Origin of the sequence: Sorangium aterium, from assembly GCF_028368935.1 — a bacterium.
Lineage (GTDB): Bacteria > Myxococcota_A > Polyangia > Polyangiales > Polyangiaceae > Sorangium > Sorangium atrum.
The window spans coordinates 1,040,990-1,063,170 of the sequence record NZ_JAQNDK010000006.1; the positions used below are offsets into that span (position 1 = coordinate 1,040,990).

The following is a 22,181-nucleotide window of genomic DNA, read 5'->3' on the forward strand; positions in this document are numbered from 1 at the left end:
GGCCCATGGACGCGGAGGGGGTGGGCGAGGCGATCGAGACGGCGATGAGCGGCGTGGCGGATACGTCGGCGCAGGTCGTCGTCCTGGACATCACGGACGTGAAGGGCGTGGACAGCCGCGTCGCCGCGACGCTCGTGCGGGGCGCCGGTCCCGCGCCGGGAACCGCCGGTGGCGCGGGGAGGATAGGATACCGATGAGCGCTGGAGCCTGCCCCGGCAGGGCGGACCGAGGCAGGCGCTCAGTTGGCGAGCTTGTTCGGCTCTCGCGGGCCGAAGATCGCCTCCCAGTTCGAGCGGTAGGCGTCGGTCGCGACCTGCGCGGGGCCGGACCGGGACGACTCGCGCGGCCCCGGGAGGAGCACCTCCACGTCGAAGAGCCGCGCGTGCTCGGACCGCTGCGTCAGCTTCACGAGCTCCCCGTTCAGCGGGCGCCCGTGCTCGGTGGGTCGCAGCTCGCCGATCTCGAGCCGGTCCTCCCGGCTGCGGATCACCCGGAAGCCCTCCCCCTGCTCTACGGGGCTATGGATGAAGACGACATCCTGATTCGCCGCGGGCGCGGGCGTGTCCTGGTTCTGCGGGGGCTCGTCCTTGCCCATCGCGAGAGTTTCCCACGTTTGCCCCCCGGAGCGCCAGGTGGAGCGAGCGGTCAATCGCCGCCTGCTGCCCATCGCACACCGCCTCCGCCCACGGTCCCCGCCTCCCGCCCTCCCGCCCTCCCGCCTCCCGCCTCCCGCGCCGCAACGCTGCGCATCACGGCGGCGCGCTTTGACATGGCGCACGTGGCGCGTGGCCGGAGCCTCCAAAACTTGGCCAGCGCGGGGCTTACGCCGTACTGCCGGCCAATGGGCCCTCTGCAACCGCGGAGGGCTCGCGATGGCGGACGCGGCTTCGCGGCGGAGGAATGGGCGTATGAACGGTCGAGGCGCAGAGGGAGAGGGCGTTCGCAAGGCGCCGGAATCCTTGGACAGAGAGCGCGAGGGCGGCGGCGAGCGGCGCGCTGGCGCCGGGCAGCGGGTCCGCATCGAGGCGCTCGTCGCGGTCGGCGAGACGTCGGGCGGCGGCTTCGAGGCCGAGTCGATCGACATGTCCCCCGACGGGATGCGCCTGCGCACGGCGTACCTGCCGCGGGTCGGCGACGCCCTGATCTGCCGGTTCGACGGGCTCGGCAAGGAGCTGGTCGTCGAGGGCGAGGTCTGCTGGCGCGCCGAGCAGGCGCGCGGCGGCGAGTTCGGCCTGCGCTTCACCGGCCTCGACGCCGAGTCGGAGGAGGCGGTGCGCGCGATGTGCTCGTCGATCGACGCAGGCGCAGCGGGCCCCGCGCCGGCGCTCGCCGTACAGGCCGGCGCCGCGTCGCCCGGGGCGGCGCAGCGGGGCGCCCGCGTGCGGCTCCACATCGACGGGCTGGGCTCGCCCATGAAGGCGCGCGTGCGCGGCGGCGGGCTCGACGACCTGGAGGTCGGCTCCAACCTGGAGTTCCTCAAGGTGGGCCGCTCCCTCGAGCTAGAGGAGGTCGATCAGGGAACGCGCCGCGAGGCGTACATCGACCACGTGAAGGTCGAGGTCGATCCCGCGACGAGCGTGCCGCAGCTCGTGGTCACGCTGTGCTACGAGGCGCCTCGCGCGGCCAAGGCGCCGCGGCCGCGGCCCTCGTCGCCCGAGGCGCTCCCCCCGGGGCGATCTTCCCACGACGCCGGCGCGCCGGCGCGGGCACCGTCGTTGCCGCCGCAGGGCGAGCGCCCGGCTGCGCGGGCGTCGTCGGCGCCGACCGTTCCGGTGCGCGATCATCAAAGCGAGCGCGCGGCTGCGCGGCCTTCCTCGGCGCCGACGGTTCCGGCGCGCGATCATCAAAGCGAGCGCGCGGCTGCGCGGCCTTCCTCGGCGCCGGCGGCCGAGCCACGGGGCGAGCGCGCCTCCTCGGGCGCGAACGGCGGCGCGGCCGCCCACGCGGACGACGATCACGACAGCGACGTGTCGCCGGCGCTCTCGGCCCGGGAGGCGCGCGCGGGGGCCGAGGCGGCCCCGCCCTCCGTGGACGGCGGGGCGCCGTCCTCCGCGCGGAGCGAGGCCGAGGAGGAGGGCGCCGAGGCGGCCGCCGACGCGCAGCCGGGCCGGCTGCGCGAGGTCGGCGAGAAGGCCGCGATGGCGGGCAAGGCGGTGGCGGGCAAGATCGCGCCCGCGCTCGCCGGCGCCGGGGCGCGCGCCGCCACGGCGATGGTGGGCATCGTGGCGAGGATCAAGGCGCGGCGCGCCGAGCGCGCGGGCGACGCCGACGGGTCGGGCAAGGACGGCGGTCCGCGCCGCAAGACGGCGCCGCCGCCGGCTGGCGCGCTGAAGTCCGGCGGTCGCCGGCTGGTGCGCGAGGAGCCCGAGGAGGCGGCGGGCGAGGGGAGCGAGCCGCCGCGCTTCAACAAGAAGGCGGCCGCGGTCGGCAGCTTCCTTGGGCTGGCGGCGGTGCTCGTGGTGTTCGGGGCGGCGCGCTTCTTCGGCCTGCGGGGCGGCGACGCGCCCGCGGCCGGGGCCGAGTCGGCCGCGGGTGTGCCGGCGCTGCCGGCGTCGGCGTCCTCCGGCGCGCCTGCCCTCGCGGCGGCCGCGGGGCCGGCTGCGGCGCCGGGCGGCGCTGCGGCGCCCGGCGGCGCGCTCACCGCGAACGTCCCGCTGTTCGGCGCGACGCCGCTGTCGACGACGGAGCCCGTGCCGCCGACGCCGCCGGCGGAGCCGAGCGCGCTCGCCGGCGACGCGCTCGCGCCGGGCGTGGCGGTCCCGGGCGGCCCGGGCGAGGAAGACGAGGCGGAATCGGCGGACGACGGCGACAAGGAGGGGTCGCGGGAGTGGGGGCAGGGGTCGGTGAGGAACCCCATCGTGCTGAAGCTGAAGATGGACGGCCCGATCGAGGAGCTGAACGGCGCGGCCGGCGCGATGGGCTTCACTGTATCGCTGCCCGATCGGCGCGCGCTGTCGTCGGGCAGCGGCCTCGCCCGCAAGGACAAGCGCATCGCGTCGGTGCGCGTGGTCAACACGGCGCACGGCGCGGAGGTCACCCTGCAGTTCAAGGACGGCGTGCCCGCCTACAAGGCGAAGGCGCGCGGCGATCGCCTGGAGATCTCGCTCGGCCGCGGCGAGTCGAAGAAGGTGGCGTCGAAGTCGAAGCCCGAGAAGAACGAGAAGCACGAGAAGAAGAAGGCCGACGGCGCCAAGAAGAAGAGCGAGAAGGGGAGCGGCAAGAAGGACAAGGAGCACTGAGGGGCGCTCGGCCGAGAATCGGCCGGCGGCTCGTGACGGATCGGATCCGTGACGAGGGGGCGCCGCCAGGGGGTCGCAACGGATCGAGTCTGCTCGGAGGGGCCTCGCGAGGGGGGGTCGCAACGGATCGAGTCTGCTCGGAGAGGCCTCGCGAGGGGGGTCGCAACGGATCGAGTCTGCTCGGAGGGGCCTCGCGAGGGGGGTCGCAACGGATCGAGTCTGCTCGGAGGGGCCTCGCGAGGGGGGTCGCAACGGATCGAGTCTGCTCGGAGGGGCCTCGCGAGGGGGGGTCGCAACGGATCGGATCCGTTGGGAAGGGGCGTCGCCAGGGGGTCGCCACGGATCGAGGCCCCGGCGCGCTCGATCTGGGGAAGGGCGCGGGCAGCGCGACGGCGACGACTGGTTCGCAGCCGAGCGGGCGCTCCAGCTCACGCGACCGTGGCCGAACCGGTGCCTGAGCGCGCCGTCACGAAGCGCTGCGCCCGGCCACACTCCGTCTGGCGAGCACCGGCTAGATCGACCCGCTGCGGCTCAGGATGACGTGGGGCAGTTTCTGCGCCTCAACGTCCGCGAGGAGCGCGCTGCCCAGCTTGATGTTCCCGCGATCGTCGGCGAGATGGGTCTCTCGGTAGATCCAGGTCGCGGGTCCGTCCTCCAACGGGAACTCGATCGCGTACTGCACTCGGATGGCCGGGTGCATGAGCACGGCGCTGCCTTCCGTCACCGGGACGACCGTGGGCGACCGTACGATCCGTACCTCGACGCCCATCTCGCGCGCCTTTTCGAGGAATGTCTTCCGATCGTAGATCTGGGTCACGAACATGGGCTCGCCCGGCTCTTTCTCGCTACGCCACCTGTAGGATCGCACATTTCTTGGCCTCCGCGAGCGGCGCCCTCAGGAACGACGAAACAAGGCGGAACGCCTTGGTTACGCGGCCGGCGACCGCCGGGTCCGCGGGGACCGTCTCGATCACACGCGGCGCGGTCAACATCATCATCTGGTCGAGAAACGCGACGGCGGTGGGGGCGCCGGCCTCGCACTCGTAGAAGCGGTATGCCGGCTTGCCGGCATCGTCGATCTTCATGGCGATGGCACCCTCGTCCGAGAAGAGGAGGTCCGGAAGGAAGGGCGGGGCGAGCGCGGCCTGCGCCTCGCGTGCGGTCCGCTTCGTCTCGGCGTCGGACGCAGCGGTTACGGCGTTTCCGCGCTCGGCGCGCGCCTTGAGGACGTCTTCGAGCCAGCCGCGGAACGTGGCCGATTTCGTCGGCGCTCCGAAGGAGAAGAGGGCGGTCACGAACGGGTTGTCGGCTCCGGCGTCGAGCTGGAGCCGTCCAAGCTGATCCACGGCATCGATGAACTTCGCCCCGCGCGCGAGGCCGCTTTTCACCTCCACCACTGCGCGCACCGCCTGCGGGATCGCGACGACCGTCGTCCCGACACGGAGGAGCATCGGATAGTCGATCGTGTCCACGAGCATGATGTCCGCCTGCGCAGTCGCGATTTGGGGCTGTCCCTGATCGTCCACGCGCGCGATCGCGCCGGTGAGGACCTCCAGGCGGCGCGGAACGACCTCGCGGAGCAGCTCGGCAAGCGCGTGCTCCCTGCCGGAACCGACGACCGTGGGGTGGTTCGTGAGCGCGGCGAAGAGATCCGCCTGGGCACGTAGGCGGTTCCGGAGGAGTTCTGCGAGGTTCATCGATTCGACCACCTCTCGCCCCGCTACACGGATCTCCCCGGCCCCACCGGCGGCGGGATCGACCACTCCGCGCTGTCCGACAGCCTGGGCTCCGCCTCCTCCGCCGCGCTCCCGAAGAAGTCCGCGACGTCGTGCCGCCTCGCCTCCGCGTCCGCGCGCCCCAGCTCGATCAGCTTCCGCGTGAACGAGCCGTCGAAGAGGAGGTAGCTCGCGAGATCCGCGTCGTTCTCCGCGCCCACGTCCACCAGCGAGAGCAGCCGTCGCATCATCGCCGGCCCCCCTTGCAGCTTGCCCGCCCGCACGTGCTCCGCCGCCAGGCGCCCGAGATCCGCGCTCGGCCGCACCACCAGCGTCTCCACCCGCCGGTACGGAAGCGCCCCGCGCAGCGCCGCGGCCCCGTTGATCGATTGCAGGAAATCCGGGCCGAACGCCTGCTCCCCGTCCTCGATCATGTGGTTCACCCGCGTCAGCACCTCGAAATCGGTCTGGATGTGGTCGAGCAGGAACGCGTTCAGCACCTTGCCGAGCACGAGCGCCATCCCCGGCGGCTTGCCGCTGTCGCCCGCGTCGATGCTCCGCACCTCGCGCGACAACCCGATCGCCAGGACGTGCGTCGCCCCCAGCCGCAGCGCAGGCGCGATCGGCGTGTTCTGCCGCACGCCCCCGTCCATGTACAGATCGCGGCCGATCCGCACCGGCGGGAACAGGATCGGGATCGCCGCCGACGCGAGCGCGTGCTGCGGGCCTACCAGCGCCCCCCGGATGATCGTCCGCGGCGGCGCCGTCGTCGGCAGCGCCCCGTCCGGGCCCGTCTGCATGAAGATCACCGTCCGGCCCGTCCCGATCTCCGTCGCCGACACGCTCACCGCCGAGAGGTAGCCGTGGCGCAGCGTCCGCGCGATCGCGCGCCACGGGATCTCCCGCTCGACGAGCCGCTGCATCGGCGACACGTCGAACAGGCCCACCCCCTCCGCCCCGCCCCCGAACAGCAGCTTCGGCATCGAGATCGCCTGCCGGACCCCGAAGCCGAGCACCGTCTCCAGCTTCAGCTGCGTCCACAGGTTGACCAGGCGCCGCACCCCCAGCGTCGGATCGTCGAGGTGCGCCGCCAGGTAACACGCGTTCACCGCGCCCACCGACGTCCCGCACAGGATGTCGATGCGCGGCGGCGCCCCGCGCAGGCGGGCGAACGCGTCGAGCACGTACGACAGGACCCCGACCTCGTAGGCCCCCCGAGCGCCGCCGCCCGAGAGGATCACCGCCACCTTGCGCCGCTGCTTCGCCCCGGTCCTCGCGCCCGTTCCCGTCATGCCATCTCCCCGCGGCGGAGCGGGTCGTGCCCCGCCGCCGGACCGTCCGCCTCCGCGGCGAGGACCCGCCGCACCACGGTGCGCTCCAGGAACAGCGCCCTGAGCCGCGCGTCGCGGATGTAGCCCGCCACCCTCCGCACGTGCGCCGCCGCGCGGCAGTACGCGTCCGTCGAGCTCGCCGGCGCGCCCTTCTGCAGCGCCTCGCAGCAGAGGTCGCGCACCTCGATGCCGTACTCCGAGCTGCCCGCCTCGACCGCGCCGAGCGCCGTCCGCGCGAGCAGCACCCCGGAGTGGACCTCGCCCGCGTCCACCCGAGACGCCGCCTCGATCGCCGTCGCGTGGGCGTGGTAGCTCATCAGCCCCTGCGACTCGGCGAGCTGCCGCGCCTCGGAGGCGTTCGCGATCGCGCCCTGGATGTCGCCTCGCGCCCTCGCCAGGAGGCCGCGGACGTTGCGCTCGTGGATCATGTCGTAGACGCTGCCGGTCACCGCGATGAGCGCGCCCGCATCGGCGCAGAGCGTGTGCGCGGCGTCGACGTCGCCCGCCTCGAGGAGGATCCCCGCCGAGCAGAGGAGCGTGTCGGCCCGCGCGTCCTGATCGTCATAGCGCTCGTGGGCCTCGCGCGCCCGCTTCATGTACGCCAGGCTCCGCGGTACGTCCCCGAGCTTCGCGTACGCGTGGCCGATGTTGCTCAGCGTCTTCGCGATCTGGAACCGGCCGCCAATCGCGAGATCGATGGAGATCGACGAGAGCCCGACCGCGATCGCGTCCTCGAACCGCTCGAGCACGAACATCGCCACCGCGAGCGAGTTCTTCGCGCGCGCCTCGCTGCGGCGCGCCCCCACCGCGCGGAACACCGCGATCGCCTCGGCGTAGGCCTCCACCGCCTCCTGCACGCGGCCGACCCGGCGCAGGAGCACCCCCTTCGTGCGCAGCACCTCCGCGCGCGCCCGCGGCGTCAGCCCGCCCGCCTGCGTCACCCGGAGCGCGCGATCCGCCGCGTTGATCGCGCCCTGGATGTCGCCGAGCTCGCGCAGCACCTCCGACAGGATCGTGAGCGCCTCGACCTCGAGCGCGGGGCGGCGCGCGATGCGCGCGATCTCGGCCGCGCGCTGCGCGACCGGCAGGCCGCGGGCGAGGTAGCCGTCGTCGAGGTCGAACCGTGCGGTGCGCACGAGCGCGAGCGCCGCCCAGCGCGCCTGGCCGCTCTCCTTCGCGAGCTGGCGCAGCGCCGCGAGGTGCCGCCGCCGATCGCGGCGGCGGCCGAGGTGGCGGAAGATCGCCTCCAGCGCCTCGTGCGCGATCATCACGCGGGCGTCGCCGGCCGGCAGGAGCGACAGCGCCCGCTCGTAGTACCGCCGCGACAGCTGCGCCTGGTGCCCCGCGCGCGCGGCCCGCGCCGCGTCCAGGTAGAGCTCCGCCGCCTGCACGGGCGCCTCGCCCCGCGCGAGGTGCTGCGCCACGATCGCTGCCGAGAGCCCCTGCGCGAGCGGCGTCGTCGAGAGGTGCTCGCCGAGCCGCCGGTGCATGCGCACGCGGCTCGCGCCGTCGAGCGCGAGGTAGGCCACGTCGCGCACGAGCGGGTGCCGGAAGTCGACCGCCCCGGCGCGGCGATCGCACAGGCCGCGGGCGCAGAGGCGCGTCACCGCCTCGTCGTCGGCGAGCCGCGTCAGGTTCAGGATGTCGTCCTTGAGCAGCGGCCCCCCCGCGACCGCCAGCCAGTTCACGACGTCGTGCTCCGCCGGCGGCAGCTCGCGCAGGCGGTCGCCGATGAGCTGCTCCAGCGTCGAGGGCAGCGGCTCGCCGCGATCCCCCGTCCGGTCGTGGCGCACGAGCTCGTGCCGCCCGCCCGGGTGCTCGACGATCTCCAGCGTGCCCCGCTCGAGGAGCGCGTCGATCATCTCGAGCAGGAAGAACGGGTTGCCGGCGACGCGCGGCACGAGCTCGCCGCAGACGGTCGCCACCCCGTCGCGCACGCCGAGGCGCGCCTCCACGAGGCGCATCTGCTCCTCGGCGCTGAGGCCGCGGAGCTCGATCCGCACGAGCCCCTCGATGAACGGGGTCACGCGCTCCTCAGGGCGCGTGAGGAGCAGCACGAGCACCGGGAGCCGCTCCGCGCGCTGCTTCAGGAGCTCCGAGAGGAGCTCCAGGCTCGGCCGGTCGGCCCACTGGAGGCCGTCGATGACGACGACGAGCGGCTGGTGCCGCGCCAGCGAGCCGAGCAGGTACTTCACGCCCCGCACCACCACGTCGCGGCCGTAGGCGGCCGCGTCCTCCTCGGGGTGCTCGAGCTGCTTGCCCGTGACGAGCTCGGCGAGCCGCGTGACGATGCGCGCGCCGAGCGGCGAGCGCGCGATGGGCCCGAGCAGGGCCCGGATCACGTGGGACGCGTCGTCGATCGCGTGGTCGAGCCCCATCCCGGTGACGTCGCGGAGCACGTCGCAGACCGTGGCGAGGGGCAGCTCGCTCTTCACGGGCGAGCACTCGACGTGGAGCACGCGCGCGTCGCCCGGGAGCTCCGAGAGGAACGTGGAGATGAGCGCGCTCTTGCCGATGCCCATCTCGCCGACGATGACGCGCGCCACGGACTGGCCGCGGAGCGCGCCGGCCGGCGGGCTCGAGGGCCTGCTCGGCCGGCTCGGGGGCTTGCTCTGCCGGCTCCCCGGCGGCTCGCTCTCGCCGAAGCGCGCGGGCGGCTCGACGTTGCCCTTCACGGGCGGCGAGATCGCCCGGTGGTAGGCCGCGTGCAGATCGGCCCGCTCCGCGTCGCGCCCCACGAGGTCGTTCGGCGAGAGCGCGATCTCCGCCATCCGCTCCTCGCGGGTGAGCGGGCGCTGCAGCGCGTAGAGCCGCATCTGGTGCGGGACCGGGTAGCCGCGGGCGTCGTCGAGGTCGAGCGAGGGCGCGTCGCCCCAGCGGAAGTCGCGGCGGACGAGGCGGTAGACGCCGCCCGCGACCCACGTCTTGCCGAACGGGGTGCGGATGCCGATGCGCTCGGCGAGGAAGTTCGCGGGCTCCTTGAGCGCGTGGTTGATGAGGTGCCCCTGCTCGTCGCGCTCGCCGTACGCGATGCCGCGGACGATGCCGATCGCGGCGCGGAGCTCGACGGGCAGGTCCTCCGACGCGCCCGCGAGCGCCTCGTGCACGTCGACCGCGAGCGAGGCGGCGTCGGCCGCGGCGCGCGAGGGGTTCGCGAGCAGCCCGACCACCGCGCGCGCGCTCGCGTGCGACTCCCACGACCAGATCGCCCCGTGCTTGAAGGCGATCGCGTCGAGGGTCGTCCGGATCGAGCGCCCGCTGCGCTTGCCGGCGAGCCGGCCCTGCGCCCCGAGCAGCGCGTCGACGCCCTCGATGCGCAGCGTGACCACGGCGACGTGGCGCACCTCGCGCACGGCGCGCGGCGCGCCGGTGCCCTCGGCGTCGCCGCCCGTGCGCGCGGCCGGCACCGCCGCGAGCGTCTGCGGCTGCGCCACGGAGCCGTCGTCCGCGGGCTGCTCCTCCGCGCCCTCCGCGCGGCGCGCGGCGCCCTCGCGCGCCTCCTCCACGCGGTCGCGGCCGAGCAGGTGGGCCACGGTCTGCTCGACCGAGGCGTTGTCGACGAGCTCCTGCCTCGCGAGCAGCGCGCGCGCGACCGCCCCGGCCAGGTCGCGCGCGGTCTGGAAGCGGGCCTCGGGCTCGCGCTCCATGGCGCGCATCACGATCGCCTCGAGCTCCGCGGGGATGTCGCGCGCGTGCGCCGAAGGGGGGTCGAACCGGCCCTCCTTCACGGCCTGGAGGAGCGCCTCGTCGTCGAGCTTGCCGTACGGCGAGCGCATGGCGAGCATCTCGTAGAGCACGACGCCGAGGGCGTAGATGTCGCTGCGCCGGTCGACGCGCTCGCCGCGCGCCTGCTCGGGCGACATGTACCCGAACTTGCCCTTCAGCACGCCGGTCTCCTCGCGGAAGAGGTTGGCGCTGGCGATGCCGAAGTCGGCGATCTTCACGACGCCCTCGAGCGAGAGCAGGATGTTCTGCGGCGAGACGTCGCGGTGGACGATGGCGAGCGGCATGCCGCCCTCGTCCTTGCGCTCGTGGGCGTAGTGCAGCCCCTTCGCCGCCTCGGAGACGATGAACGCCGACACGAGCGGCGGGATCCGCGACTCCTTCTGCTGGGCGGCCCGCATCAGCTTGCCGAGGTCGAAGCCCTCGACGTACTCCATCGAGAGGAGCAGCCCGTCCTCGCCGTGGTCGGAGAACTCGTAGACCTGGACGATGTTCGGGTGGTTCAGGCGCGTGGCGAGGTGGGCCTCCTCCACGAACATCGCGCGGAAGCGCCGCGAGGCCCCGTGCGCGGGGAGGATGCGCTTGACGACGAGGAGCTTGTACGTCCCCTCGGCGCCCCGCTTCTTGGCGAGGAAGACCTCCGCCATGCCGCCAGCGCCCAGGCGGCGCTGGATCTCTAGGTCGGCGAGCTGGGACGGGTGCTTGGCCATGCAGCGAAGCGGCGCGCGGGCGCCCTGGCTGGGAGGCGCCGGGCGCGGTGAATCGGGTGACCGGTGATGAACAAGGTCCGCGCTCGGTTCCCCCGATCCATGGAAGGACGACGGGTTGACCCGCATGGTAGCGTCCCGCCCGCGTCTCCGGGGAGACAACCAGGGTGGAAAGACGAATCTTTCTGGGTGGCTCGGGGATCCCCGCCGGGAGCGAGCCCGCCCGCGCGCCGCACATCCGCGATAGCGGCGCCGCCCGACCCCGGCCCTGACGTCTCGTGCAAGGCACCCTCCCACGGCGCCCGACACCCGGCGGCTGCTGCGCCAGCAACAACAAAGCTGTTGCCGAAGCATAGGCCGTCTGTTAAAACGGATGCCGCGTCTGTGATGAGAGACGCCGGGCGTCCGACCCCGGCCGCTGGCCGTTGGCCACTGGGCCGAGAGGCGGTGGGGTCGTCGTGTGCGCGCGCCTGAAACCTTGAGGGCTTGTAATGGACATTCGCGTGACAGAGGCGGACGTCGTCGTCGTGGGCGGCGGCAGCGCAGGCTCCACTGCAGCGGTGGAGGCGCAACAGCGGTTGCCCCGGGGGAGGGTGGTCCTCCTCGAGAAGGCGCATATCAAGCGGAGCGGCGCCATCGCGATAGGCATGGATGGTCTCAACAACGCCATCATACCAGGGCACGCGACGCCGGAGCAGTACGTGAAGGAGATCACGGTGGCCAACGATGGCATCGTGAACCAGCGCGCCGTCTATGAATACGCGCGGAACAGCTTCGCGATGATCCAGGAGCTCGACTCCTGGGGCGTGAAGTTCCAGAAGACACGATCGGGCGATTTCGACGTCAAGAAGGTCCACCACAACGGGAGCTACGTGCTCCCGATGCCCGAGGGCTACGACCTCAAGAAGATCCTGACGCGCATGGTCAAGCGCGCCGGCGTGAAGGTCGTCAACCGCGTGATGGCGACGCGGATCCTCGTGACCGACGGGCACGTCGCCGGGGTGATCGGCTTCGACACCCGGGAAGGGCATATCGAGATCATCAAGGCGAGGGCGGTCATCCTGTGCTGCGGCGCCTCGGGGCGGCTCGGGCTGCCGGCGTCTGGCTACCTCCACGGGACGTACGAGAACCCGTCGAACGCGGGAGACGGCTACTCGATGGCGTACCACGCGGGCGCCGAGCTCTCGGGCATCGAGTGCTTCCAGGTGAACCCGCTCATCAAGGACTACAACGGTCCGGCGTGCGCGTACGTGACAGGCCCGCTCGGCGGGCACACGGTCAACGCGAAGGGGCACCGCTTCATCGAGAGCGATTACTGGAGCGGGCAGATGATGCTCGAGTTCTACCGGGAGCTCCACTCCGCGAACGGCCCCGTGTACCTGAAGCTCACCCACCTCGCCCCGGAGACGATCACCGAGGTCGAGCGGGTCCTGCACCAGACGGAGCGCCCGAGCCGCGGGCGCTTCCACGAGGGCAGGGGGCACAGCTACGCGAGCGATCTCGTCGAGATGCACATCTCCGAGATCGGCCTGTGCAGCGGGCACAGCGCGTCGGGCGTCTGGGTCAACGAGAAGGGCGAGACCACGGTGCCCGGGCTCTACGCCGCCGGCGACATGGCGTGCGTGCCGCTCGCCCCCGCTCGCAGCGGAGCGCATACCCGCAACCGGGACCCATCAACGAGCATGCCAGCGGGCTGCTCTCCACCTGCCCGGCCGAGGGAGCGCGCGAGGACAGCTGCTGCGCAGCAGACGCAGCGCAGCGCGGCGCGGCGCCCGCCAGGCCAGCGCGATCCGAACCAACGAGCGGCGGTGCGGCGCTTTCTTCAGGCGTCCCGTGCGTCTAGGATGCGCCCTCCCGCTCGCTCCTGCGCGCGGGGCAGCGCGGGGACCGTCGAGAGCCCGAGCGCCCCAGCCAATCTGCACACAGGTGGTCAATGACTTCGAGATCGAATCGTTACGGATCCGCGCTCGCGTTGAGCATTTCGCTGGTGGCCACCGCGGGCTGCCAGATGGCGACGATGCCCGATCGCGGCCTCATCAATGAGGACACGGGAGGGGGCGGCGGACAGGGAGGCACGGGCGGAGGGGGCGGCATCGGTGGCTCCGGCGGCAATGACGGCGGGGGGAGCAGCGACGGCGGCGGTGGCTCCGGCGGTGGCGACGGTGGCTCCGGCGGTGGCGATGGTGGCTCCGGGGGTGGCAACGGCGGAAGCGACGGTGGCGCCGGCGGAGTCGATGGCAACGGTGGCAACGGCGGCGACGCAGGAGCAGGCGGCGGCGGCGGAGCAGGCGGCAGCGAGGGACCCGGCGGGGGCGGCGGAGCGGGCGGCAGCGACGGCTCCGGCGGCAGCGGCGGGGGCGGCGTCCCGTGCACCGGCGACACCGATTGCCCCGCGCCCGACAGCGAGTGCGCGATCGCGAGGTGCGCCGGCGGTGGATGCACGACCGAGCCCGTGGCCTCGGGGACGTCCGTGAAGGTGCAGGTGGCCGGCGACTGCCGCGAACGCGTCTGCGACGGTGACGGCGCGGTCACGGAGGTCGACGACGACGGCGACGTGCGCGACGACCACAGCGAGTGCACGGTGGACTCCTGCCGCGGCGGCTCGCCGATCAACGCCCCGGTCGAGACCGGCACCTGGTGCTCCCGGGCCGACGGCGGGCTGTGCAACCCCGCCGGGGTCTGCGTGCAGTGCCTCGTCGACACGGACTGCCCGACCGAGGTGTGCATCAACTACGTCTGCCAGGTCGCCTCGTGCGAGGATGGCCTGCGCAACGGCGACGAGGGCGGCATCGACTGCGGCGGCAGCTCCTGCCCTCCGTGCGGAGCGCCGGCCAGGGTGACGTCCGTCGACTATCCGGTCATCGCGGTCGGCGGCGCGCTCGTGCTCACCGGCTCCGGCTTCACCGGGGCGACGGGGGTGACCGTTGGCTTCACGCCGCAGCCCTTCACGGTCGACTCCGACACGCAGATCACGATCCCCGCGCTCTCGAACGAGACGCCGATCGGCCCGGGGGACATCGTCGTGAACCGGCCGGGGGCGCGGTGGACGTCGTTCCCGGTGACGGTGATCCAGCTCCAGATCAACGAGATCGACGCCGACACGGCGGACAGCAGCGACGTGCTCGAGTTCATCGAGATCAGCGCGGGCTGGCGGTACGTGAACCTCGCCGGCTACACGCTCGTGCTCTACAACGGGGCCACGGACGGCTCCTACCGCGCGATCGAGCTCAACGCGACGACGGACGTGGGCGGCCTCCTGCTCGTCGGCAACAGCGGCGTCGTACCGGCGCCCGCCCTCGTCTTCCCGACCAACACCCTGCAGAACGGCCCGGACGCGGTCGCCTTGTACCAGGCGCTGCCCGCGGAGTTCCCCACGTCCACGCCGGCCACGGCGGCGCGCCTCATCGACGCGGTGGTCTACGGACCGGCGGCCGAGGAGGACACGCAGCTCTTGAACGCGCTGATCTCCAGCGCTCCGGGGCGCGTTCAGGTCAGCGAGGGCGCGACCTCCGCGCTGTCGCAGACGCAGTCGATCCAGCGCTGCGCCGACGGCCTCCGCGACGGCCGCCGCTTCGGGGCGGCGGCGCCGACCCCTCGCAGGCCCAACACCCTCCCCTGCCCCTGAAGGCGCGGCGCCACCGGCGTGCCGCGCCGCGCCGCCGCCCGGCGCTGGCTCCGGAGCTCAGCGCTCGAGGTGGACGTCGAAATCCTCGATGCTCACGGCGAGCTCGTAGCGCTCCTCGATGAGCCCCGCGAGCTCGGGGAACCCGTTCAGCGTGTCGCGCGAGTCGATCGCGTCGCCGGTCACCGAGGGGAAGACGTCGTGGCGCTCGACCACGATCGCGGCCGGCGGGCTCGCGGCGAGGTCGCGCATCAGCGCGTCGCGCGCCTCCTGCCGGGCCCACGCCGCGCGCTGCGGGACGTTGTAGAGGTAGCGCGTCGCCGGCGGGCGATCGGCGAGATCGTAGATCACCGGCTCGAAGCCCCACACGAACACGGGGCGCCCCGGCGCGACGCGCTCGCGCAGCCACGCGGCGACCTCCCGGTTCGCCGCGGCGTTGACGTCGGCGACCGACGCGAGGCGGTCGAGGCGCGCCTGGTCCCTCGCGCCCGTGGCGAGCACCGCGAGCCGCTTGGCGCAGCGCTCGATGTAGTCGTCGGCGACGTCCTTGGTCGCGGAGCGAGCGAAGGCGGTCGCGACGAGCGCCGCGAGGAGCGCCGCCGCGGCCACCTTCACGCCGGACCGCGTGCACCGCTGCCACGCCTTCCAGAGGCCGAGCGCGGCGAGCATCGCGGTGAGCGGCCACGTCGCGCCGTAATGGTAGGGGAAGAACTTCGCCTGCATCACGACGCCGACGAGGTGCATGGCGATCACGCCCGCGAGCAGCGCCACGCCCGCCCGCTCGTGGCGTTCGGGGTGCAGCGCGACCAGGCAGGCGAGGCCGAACGCGAGCGGGCCGGAGTAGTGGACGAGCCACTCGCAGACGCCGTACCACGCCATGCCGAGCACGCTCGCTCCGCGCCACCCGAGCGCGGTGTAGTGCGGCGTGAAGACGAAGAGGACCTCCCGCAGATCGCCGAGCGCGCCCCTCAGGGCGAACCAGGCGGCGCAGGCGAGCACCGGGAGCACGCCGCCCAGCGCGATGAGCAAGGCGGGCCGGAGCGCCGCCCAGAGGAGCGCGGCCGCCGTCGATCGGACCGGCCCGGACGCAGGCGTCGCAGAGCGCGCCGGCTCGCCCTGGATCGCGGTCGGACCCGCGTCGCTCCGGCGCTGGACGGCGGCCCGCTCCGAGCCGCGCCGCGCGAGCTCGGCGAGGGCGGGCGCGGCCAGCGCGACGGCGAGCACGACGCCGCCCCCGGCGAGGGGCGGCTTGAGGAGGCCGGCGGCGCCGAAGAGCGCGCCCGACACGACCAGCGCGGCGCCGCGCGGCGCGGCTCGTGACGCGCCGTCGCGGCCGCGCGGCGTGGCGACGAGCAGCGCGGCGATGGTGAGCATGCCCCCGAACGACTCGGGCTGCGCCGTGTGCCAGAAATCGAGCTGGGCGTGCACCAGCACGGCGAGCGCGGCGGCGACGACCCCGATCCTCCGGTCGCCGAAGAGGCGAGCGGCGAGCGACGCCATCGCGAGGCACATGCCGGCGAGGCCGAGGACCTCGAGGACGCGGATGCCCCACTGCGCGGGCCCGAAGAGGGCGCGGGCGAGCGCGTAGATGAGGAAGATGCCGGGCGGCTTGAAGTCGAACGCGTCCCGGTAAGGCATGCCGCCGTCGAGCACCGCGCGCGCGACCATGGCGTAGATGCCCTGATCGCGGCCGTAGCCGTAGGTCAGCACCTGCAGCAGCAGGAACGCGATGACGCCGAGCGACGCCGCCCGGATCGCCCGCGCCCCCGCGACGCGCGGCGGCCCGGCGGCGAGGCGCTCGCGCGCGCTCTCGCTCGAGGGGGCCAGGGGGACGGGGGCTGCGGTCGCATCCGGCGCGGCGTCACGCACGGGGCCCTTGTACCGGCTGGGGCCCGCCAGCGTCTACGTGCGTCGACATCCGATTCCAGCCGCCCTGCGCCGGGCGCCTGGGTGGAGGCGCGCCTCGGTGGAGGCGGCTCGCCGTGGGCGAGACCGACGCAACCGGCGCAACCGGCGCGACCGGCGCGCCCCCCCCATGGCCCACGCGCACGCGACCTTCACAAAGGATACACACCGGACGAACACTGTGTCGTTGCTCTCGAAGGGCGGGCGGCGTATACGACCCTGCCGCCTTGCCCGGAGAGGAGAAAACGGGCGCTCACGGCGGCGCGCGTTGGAGGCGCGGGAAGCGATGGTCGAAGTTCGCATGCCACAGCTCGGCGAGAGCGTGGTCGAAGGAACCGTCTCGCGGTGGCTCGTGCGCGAGGGCGATTTCGTCAAGCGCGAGCAGCCGCTGCTCGAGGTTGCGACCGACAAGGCAGACACGGAGATCCCGGCGCCTATCGCGGGTCGTGTCTCGCAGATCGCGGTGGCCGAGGGGACCGTCGTCGCCAAGGAAGGTCTGCTCTGTCGGATCGACGAGACGGCGCAGGGCGAGGCCCAGGCGACGGCCCAGCGCGCGAGCGCGCCGCCGGCGCCGGCGCCGTCCGAAGCGCGGGCCGCCGCGCCGGCGCCCGGCAGCAACGGGCACGACGAGAGCGCCCGCCCCCTGACGAGCCCGTCGACGAAGAAGCTCGCGCGCGAGTCGGGCGTCGATCTGCGCGACGTGCACGGGACGGGCGATCACGGCCGGATCACGCGCGACGACGTGATGCGCGCGGCGCACGGCGCGTCGGCCGAGCCGGCGCCTCAGCCGAGCGCGGCGGCCCAGCCGGCGAGCGCGGCCGCGGAGCTGTCGCAGCTCATCCAGGCGAGCGGCGGGTTCGTGCCGCCGGTGCCCGGCGTCGGGTACGGCGCGTACAAGGTGCCGCCCTACTCCCCGAAGCCCGGCGACAAGGTGGTGCCCTTCAGCCGGCGCCGCCGCATCACCGCCGACCACATGGTCTATTCCAAGGTGACGTCGCCGCACGTGGTGACGGTCGCCGAGGTCGACCTGCACGAGACGTCGAAGCTGCGCGACCTCCACAAGGACGAGTTCAAGAAGGCGGGCGTGTCGCTCACGTTCCTGTCCTTCATCTGCGCCGCGGCCGTCCGCGCGCTGCGCGAGCACCCGGAGTTCAACGCTCGAGTGCTCGAGAACTCGTACGTGGTGCTGCGCGACGTCAACCTCGGCGTGGCGGTGGACACGCCCGGCGGCCTCATCGTCCCGAGCATCAAGCACGCGGACGAGCTGTCGCTGCGCGGCATCGCGAGGAGCATCGACGAGCTGGCCGGGCGCGCGAAGTCCGGCAAGATCACGGCCGACGACCTCGCGAACACGACCTTCACGGTCTCGAACCCCGGCCTCAAGGGGAACCTCTTCGGCGGCGCGATCATCTCGCAGCCGAACGTGGGCATCCTCCGGATGGGGGAGATCAAGAAGCGCGTCGTGGTGGTCACGAAGGACAAGGAGGACTCGATCGCGATCCATCCGGTCATGTTCCTCGCGCTCTCGTACGACCACCGCATCATCGACGGCGTGCTGGCGAACTCGTTCCTCTGGCGCGTCACCGACATCCTCACACGCGGGGAGTTCGAGGTATGAGCGCGACAAGCGAAATTCAGGGCCTGCGGCCGCTCGGCGAGGTCGATCCGGAGATCGCCGAGCTGATCCGCCTGGAAGAGCGGCGGGAGGCGGACACGCTCCGGCTCATCGCGAGCGAGAACTACGTGTCTCGGGCGGTGCTCGAGGCGACGGGCTCGGTGCTGACGAACAAGTACTCCGAGGGGTACCCGCAGAAGCGGTATTACGAGGGTCAGCAGCAGGTCGACGTGGTCGAGGAGCTCGCGCGGACGCGGGTGGCCAAGCTGTTCGGGGCCGACCACGTGAACGTGCAGCCCTACTCCGGCAGCCCGGCCAACCTGGCCGTCTACCTCGCGTTCGCCCAGGCGAACGACACGATCATGGGCCTCGGCCTGCCCGCGGGCGGGCACCTGACCCACGGCTGGTCGGTGAGCATCACCGGGAAGTACTTCAAGAGCGTCCCGTACGGCGTTCGCGAGAGCGATCACCGCATCGACCTGGATCAGGTCCGCGACCTGGCGCGCGCCAACCGGCCGAAGCTCATCTGGTGCGGGACGACGGCGTACCCGCGCACGCTCGACTTCGCCGCGTTCCGGTCGATCGCCGACGAGGTGGGGGCGATCCTGGCGGCGGACATCGCGCACATCGCGGGGCTCGTGGCCGCGGGGGTGCACCCGTCGCCGGTGGGCATCGCCGACGTGGTGACGTCGACGACGCACAAGACCTTCCGGGGCCCGCGCGGCGCGATGATCCTCTGCAAGAAGGAGCACGCGAGCGCGATCGACAAGGCGGTGTTCCCCGGCCTCCAGGGCGGTCCGCACAACCACACGACCGCGGCCATCGCGGTCGCGGCGAAGGAGGCCTCGGAGGAAGGTTTCCGGGCCTACGCGAAGCAGATCGTGGCGAACGCGCAGGCGCTCGGGCGCGCGCTGGAGTCGCGGGGCTTCCGGCTCATCACCGGCGGGACCGACAACCACCTGCTCCTCATCGACATGACGCCGAAGGGGATCGCGGGCAAGCCGTACGCGCAGGCGCTCGATCGCGCGGGCATCGTGGCGAACTACAACTCGATCCCGTTCGATCCGCGCAAGCCGTTCGACCCGTCGGGGCTCCGCATCGGCACGCCGGCGGTGACGTCGCGCGGGATGGGCGTCGCCGAGATGGAGCGCCTCGCGGCATGGATGGATGAGGTGGCGCAGAACGTGAACGACGAGGCGCGCATCGCGCGCATCGCCGCCGAGGTCGCGGAGCTCTGCCGCGGCTTCCCGGCGCCCGGCATCCGGCTTTAGCTGGCCGGCGCTGCGGCGAGCCACGGCGCCGCCACCGAGGACGCCATGGAGAGCGATCTCCTGGCGTCCTCGGCGTTTTTGTGGCCGATCCCGAGGACGCCACGGAGAGCGATCTCCCGGCGTCCTCGGCGCCCTGCCAGCGTCACTTCACGTAGAGCTGCGCGGCGGCGACGCCCGAACCGGCGGTGGCCTTCACGATGTACTTGGCGTTGATGCCGACGGGGAGCGACCAGCGGTAGCAGTTGCCTCGACCGCCGAGCACGGCGTTCGAGCCGCTCGAGTTGTCCTGCGCCAGCACCGAGGAGCCCATCGGGATCGGGGTCAGCGCGACGAGGCTGATGTCGAGCTCGGTGATCCCCGCGCCGACGCCGACGATCGTGTAGCACTTGCCGGGCATCAGCTGGATCTGCTGCTCGAGGGTCTGTCCGGCGCTGAACTGCCCCGCGATCGGCCCTCCCTCCTTCGTCATGCCGGGCGCCTCGGTCGCAGCGAGGTTGTTCAGCGGGATCGTCGCGGCGGAGGCGAGGTTGGGATCGATCGCCGACGCGCTGCCGGAGCTGCTCCCGCCGCTCGGGGCCGGCTGCTGCCCGCCGGTCTGCTGGCCAGGGATCGGGAACGGCCAGGGAAAGCCGCCAGGCTGCGCCGTCGGAGCGGGCTGCGTCGTCGTCGGGGCAGGCTGCGTCGGGGCGGGCTGCGTGGGGGCAGGCTGCGTCGGGGCGGGCTGCTGGTACCCGGGCTGCTGATACCCCGGCTGCTGGTACCCGGGCTGCTGATACCCCGGCTGCTGGTACCCGGGCTGCTGATATCCAGGCTGCTGGTACCCGGGCTGCTGATACCCGGGCTGCTGATACCCGGGCTGCTGGTAGTAGCCGGGCGGGGGCTGGTTCGCGTAGCTCGGCGGCGTGGACGCCTCCCGCTGTTGACAACCAGCAGCGAGGGCGACGGTGAGGACCAGGGCGGGCAGGACGCCAATCGTACGGAGCAAAAGAACCTCCTCGAATTTCCGGCAGAACGCCGCGTTCAATCTCACTGACGGGCTCGCGACGCAACGGGTGGCTCGCGGGGAGCTCCCCGGCGCGCCCCCCGAAGCCCGCTCAACCGAGCTCCAGGTCCGTCCGCCGGATGTCGCTTTGGACGTGGCACGCCCTCGCTTTCATCGCGCCCATCCGACGGATTGATGCTGTTTCTGCCATGATTTCCCGGGTTATTGCGGCCAGGCGCGGCTGGCCGGGGCCAAAAAGTGAGGTAGCCTACGGCATGACCGACCACGGCTCCCGAGCGAAGCTCGATCGTCCCGGAGAGTTTGCTCAGTGGTTCCTGGAACGAGAGATGCTGGCGAGCGCCGGCATGGGGATCGCGGCCGACAGGGCGCGGCTGCACCTCGGACGCGCGGTCACGTTCCTGGAGCAGGGGATGCTGCGCGAGTCGCTGGTGGAGGCGAACTCGGCCGCGTACCTCGATCAGGCGATCCGACCCGAGGCGCTGCTCATTGCGCGCATGTGCATCCTGCGGGAGTTCGTGGGCGAGCCCGGCGGCTGAGCGGCGCGGCGGCGCGAGGGGGCGAACGCCCGCGCCGGCTTGCCTGCGGGCTTGCGCCGCCGGCGCAGCCGCGCAAGACGCCTCGCACATAGCCCCCGCCCTCTGGCGGGTGTATGAGCGCCGCGAGCACAGCTGTCCCAACGAGGGGTCCGCGGCGTGCGGCAGGGCTGTGCGCGAGGAGGCCGCAGATGACGGTGACGGGTAGGTCGTTGGGTTCAGCAGTGCTCCTGGCTCTCTGGGCGGCAGCGCTGGGCTGCGGCGGCAGCAGCAAGGAGTCGGAGTTCGCGGACGACGCCCCGGACGCGGGGACGCCGCCGCCCCCGCAGCCGACAGCGTCCGTGCCGCCCCCGGACGCCGGCCTGCCCCCGGTCGCGGCGCCCACGGTGGCACCCTGCGATGGAGTCCAGTCGCTCGCGATGACCACCATGTTCCAGGGCCGCGCCGCCGGCGAGGCGCCGAAGATGCAGCCGGAAGGGGCGCCCGTCTGCAGCGTGGTGCCCGAGGGACAGACGGCCTCGGGGCAGACCTTCATGCTCCAGCCCGGCTATTGCTATACGTTCCTGGCGCAGGCGCTCCCCACCGTCACCGAGGTGGACATCCAGCTGGAGCTCGATCTGAACGCCGGAGGGCAGCCAGGGCTCGCTGCGTTCAACCTGAAACCGGTGCTCGCCGTCGACTCGGACACCGGCCCGACAGCCGCCATCGGAGCCAAGCAGAGCTGCTACCAATGGCCGTTCCCCATCGCGGCGACGGCCAAGCTGGTTGTCAAGGCGCGCACCGGCTCGGGACCGGTGGCGGCGCAGGCCTACAGCCGCAAGAAGTGAGCTGACCTCGCCGCGGGGGCGGCGGCGGCATCAATCCGCCCGGCCCCCCGGCGGCGGCGCGCGTTGCCGGCACGCGACGCGGGCCGCCCCGCTGCGCGCTGGACGCCCTTCCGCCGCCCCGGCGATGGTGCGCCGAGGCCATGGAGCAAGAACGGCCACGTCGCCGTGGCCGCCCTGCGCTCCGCTGGGAGATCCCGTAAGACTACAGGAGCGCGTCCTTGATGGCCTTGATCGGCCGAGCGCGGACCGACTTGCTCGCCGGCTTCGCGGCAAAGGTCATCGGCTGCTTGGTAAACGGGTTGATCCCCTGGCGCGCCTTCGTCGCAGGGCGCTTGACCACCCGGAACTTCGCGAAGCCGGGCAGCGTGAACACGCCCGACTTCTTGAGCTCGCGATGACCGATCGTGATGAGGGACTCGAGAACGTTCTTCACCTGCTTGCGGCTCAGCTCATCACCGGCAGCTTCGGTGATGGCCTGGATCAGGCCGCTCTTGCTCAACGTCTTCTTCGCGCCGCCCCCGGCCGTCTTCTTACTTGCCATGGCACTCTCCTCGGACATGAGCTCGCGCGCGACACCTCGCCGCGCACAGCCTCAGTGAACCTTACACACGACACAGGACAAAAAAAGACAAAAATGCGGGGAGAAATAGCGATTTCTGAGACGGGGCATCGCGCGGACCCCTGAAAGAC

16 protein-coding genes are annotated in these 22,181 nt (G+C 72.8%); 8 read left to right on the forward strand and 8 right to left on the reverse strand.

Features of this window, described 5'->3' with window-relative positions; genetic code table 11:
- Positions 1 to 5 precede the first annotated feature (5 nt).
- Complete coding sequence (locus POL72_RS47850) at positions 6 to 197, forward strand: STAS domain-containing protein (protein WP_272103838.1); 192 nt, start codon at positions 6 to 8, stop codon at positions 195 to 197.
- Between the two features lie 41 nt (positions 198 to 238).
- On the opposite strand, the gene POL72_RS47855 is transcribed toward POL72_RS47850, so the two are convergent.
- The gene (locus POL72_RS47855) at positions 239 to 595 is read right to left on the reverse strand and encodes a hypothetical protein (RefSeq protein WP_272103839.1); all 357 of its coding nucleotides are present in this window, start codon (positions 593 to 595) and stop codon (positions 239 to 241) included.
- Between the two features lie 364 nt (positions 596 to 959).
- Here POL72_RS47855 and POL72_RS47860 point away from each other — a divergent pair, with 364 nt between their 5' ends.
- Positions 960 to 3,239 (forward strand): PilZ domain-containing protein, encoded by a 2,280-nt coding sequence (locus tag POL72_RS47860; RefSeq protein WP_272103841.1) that lies wholly within the window; start codon positions 960 to 962, stop codon positions 3,237 to 3,239.
- Between the two features lie 511 nt (positions 3,240 to 3,750).
- Here the strand turns inward: POL72_RS47860 and POL72_RS47865 are convergent.
- Genes POL72_RS47865 through POL72_RS47880 form a run of 4 tightly spaced genes read right to left on the reverse strand, consistent with a single transcriptional unit; the run spans position 3,751 to position 10,718 of the window.
- Positions 3,751 to 4,062, reverse strand: a complete 312-nt coding sequence (locus POL72_RS47865) for a hypothetical protein (RefSeq protein ID WP_272103843.1) — start codon at positions 4,060 to 4,062, stop codon at positions 3,751 to 3,753.
- A 22-nt stretch (positions 4,063 to 4,084) separates the two neighbouring features.
- The gene (locus tag POL72_RS47870; protein WP_272103844.1) at positions 4,085 to 4,936 is read right to left on the reverse strand and encodes a DUF6602 domain-containing protein; all 852 of its coding nucleotides are present in this window, start codon (positions 4,934 to 4,936) and stop codon (positions 4,085 to 4,087) included.
- Positions 4,937 to 4,959: 23 nt separating this feature from the next.
- On the reverse strand, positions 4,960 to 6,246 hold the full coding sequence (locus POL72_RS47875; RefSeq protein ID WP_272103846.1) for a patatin-like phospholipase family protein: 1,287 nt from the start codon (positions 6,244 to 6,246) through the stop codon (positions 4,960 to 4,962).
- Complete coding sequence (locus tag POL72_RS47880) at positions 6,243 to 10,718, reverse strand: serine/threonine-protein kinase (RefSeq protein WP_272103847.1); 4,476 nt, start codon at positions 10,716 to 10,718, stop codon at positions 6,243 to 6,245. Before POL72_RS47880 ends, POL72_RS47875 begins: the two co-directional genes overlap by 4 nt.
- Before the next feature lie 500 nt (positions 10,719 to 11,218).
- On the opposite strand from POL72_RS47880, the gene POL72_RS47885 reads away from it, so the two are divergent.
- Together POL72_RS47885 and POL72_RS47890 are read left to right on the forward strand one after the other, a co-directional pair.
- Positions 11,219 to 12,652 carry a fumarate reductase/succinate dehydrogenase flavoprotein subunit gene (locus POL72_RS47885; protein WP_272103849.1) on the forward strand — a complete coding sequence of 478 codons (1,434 nt, stop codon included), beginning with the start codon at positions 11,219 to 11,221 and terminating at the stop codon, positions 12,650 to 12,652.
- 35 nt (positions 12,653 to 12,687) lie between these two features.
- The gene (locus tag POL72_RS47890; RefSeq protein WP_272095538.1) at positions 12,688 to 14,340 is read left to right on the forward strand and encodes a lamin tail domain-containing protein; all 1,653 of its coding nucleotides are present in this window, start codon (positions 12,688 to 12,690) and stop codon (positions 14,338 to 14,340) included.
- A 57-nt stretch (positions 14,341 to 14,397) separates the two neighbouring features.
- Here POL72_RS47890 and POL72_RS47895 read toward each other — a convergent pair whose 3' ends face one another.
- Positions 14,398 to 16,206, reverse strand: a complete 1,809-nt coding sequence (locus POL72_RS47895; protein WP_272095539.1) for a glycosyltransferase family 39 protein — start codon at positions 16,204 to 16,206, stop codon at positions 14,398 to 14,400.
- Between the two features lie 322 nt (positions 16,207 to 16,528).
- Between POL72_RS47895 and POL72_RS47900 the strand changes: the two genes are divergently transcribed.
- Positions 16,529 to 17,860, forward strand: coding sequence for a dihydrolipoamide acetyltransferase family protein (locus POL72_RS47900; RefSeq protein ID WP_272095540.1), 1,332 nt, complete (start codon positions 16,529 to 16,531; stop codon positions 17,858 to 17,860).
- Positions 17,857 to 19,128, forward strand: coding sequence for a serine hydroxymethyltransferase (glyA, locus tag POL72_RS47905; protein WP_276596436.1), 1,272 nt, complete (start codon positions 17,857 to 17,859; stop codon positions 19,126 to 19,128). The genes POL72_RS47900 and glyA overlap by 4 nt, the downstream gene beginning before the upstream one ends.
- Before the next feature lie 142 nt (positions 19,129 to 19,270).
- Here glyA and POL72_RS47910 read toward each other — a convergent pair whose 3' ends face one another.
- Positions 19,271 to 20,113 carry a hypothetical protein gene (locus POL72_RS47910; RefSeq protein ID WP_272103851.1) on the reverse strand — a complete coding sequence of 281 codons (843 nt, stop codon included), beginning with the start codon at positions 20,111 to 20,113 and terminating at the stop codon, positions 19,271 to 19,273.
- A gap of 272 nt (positions 20,114 to 20,385) precedes the next feature.
- Between POL72_RS47910 and POL72_RS47915 the strand changes: the two genes are divergently transcribed.
- Both POL72_RS47915 and POL72_RS47920 read left to right on the forward strand, forming a co-directional pair.
- Positions 20,386 to 20,667, forward strand: a complete 282-nt coding sequence (locus POL72_RS47915; RefSeq protein ID WP_272095542.1) for a hypothetical protein — start codon at positions 20,386 to 20,388, stop codon at positions 20,665 to 20,667.
- A gap of 221 nt (positions 20,668 to 20,888) precedes the next feature.
- Positions 20,889 to 21,491 (forward strand): hypothetical protein, encoded by a 603-nt coding sequence (locus POL72_RS47920; protein WP_272095543.1) that lies wholly within the window; start codon positions 20,889 to 20,891, stop codon positions 21,489 to 21,491.
- Positions 21,492 to 21,693: 202 nt separating this feature from the next.
- On the opposite strand, the gene POL72_RS47925 is transcribed toward POL72_RS47920, so the two are convergent.
- A complete protein-coding gene (locus POL72_RS47925; RefSeq protein WP_012239209.1) occupies positions 21,694 to 22,032 on the reverse strand; it encodes an HU family DNA-binding protein in 339 nt (112 codons plus the stop codon).
- Between the last annotated feature and the right edge of the window lie 149 nt (positions 22,033 to 22,181).

Excerpts from the sequence above, each read along its gene's own strand:
- POL72_RS47880 (WP_272103847.1), bottom strand. The coding sequence starts at position 10,718 with ATGGCCAAGCACCCGTCCCAGCTCGCCGACCTAGAGATCCAGCGCCGC.
- POL72_RS47900 (WP_272095540.1), top strand. The coding sequence starts at position 16,529 with ATGGTCGAAGTTCGCATGCCACAGCTCGGCGAGAGCGTGGTCGAAGGA.
- POL72_RS47875 (WP_272103846.1), bottom strand. The coding sequence starts at position 6,246 with ATGACGGGAACGGGCGCGAGGACCGGGGCGAAGCAGCGGCGCAAGGTG.
- POL72_RS47915 (WP_272095542.1), top strand. The coding sequence starts at position 20,386 with ATGACCGACCACGGCTCCCGAGCGAAGCTCGATCGTCCCGGAGAGTTT.
- POL72_RS47855 (WP_272103839.1), bottom strand. The coding sequence starts at position 595 with ATGGGCAAGGACGAGCCCCCGCAGAACCAGGACACGCCCGCGCCCGCG.
- POL72_RS47865 (WP_272103843.1), bottom strand. The coding sequence starts at position 4,062 with ATGTTCGTGACCCAGATCTACGATCGGAAGACATTCCTCGAAAAGGCG.
- glyA (WP_276596436.1), top strand. The coding sequence starts at position 17,857 with ATGAGCGCGACAAGCGAAATTCAGGGCCTGCGGCCGCTCGGCGAGGTC.
- POL72_RS47925 (WP_012239209.1), bottom strand. The coding sequence starts at position 22,032 with ATGGCAAGTAAGAAGACGGCCGGGGGCGGCGCGAAGAAGACGTTGAGC.
- POL72_RS47850 (WP_272103838.1), top strand. The coding sequence starts at position 6 with ATGGACGCGGAGGGGGTGGGCGAGGCGATCGAGACGGCGATGAGCGGC.
- POL72_RS47870 (WP_272103844.1), bottom strand. The coding sequence starts at position 4,936 with ATGAACCTCGCAGAACTCCTCCGGAACCGCCTACGTGCCCAGGCGGAT.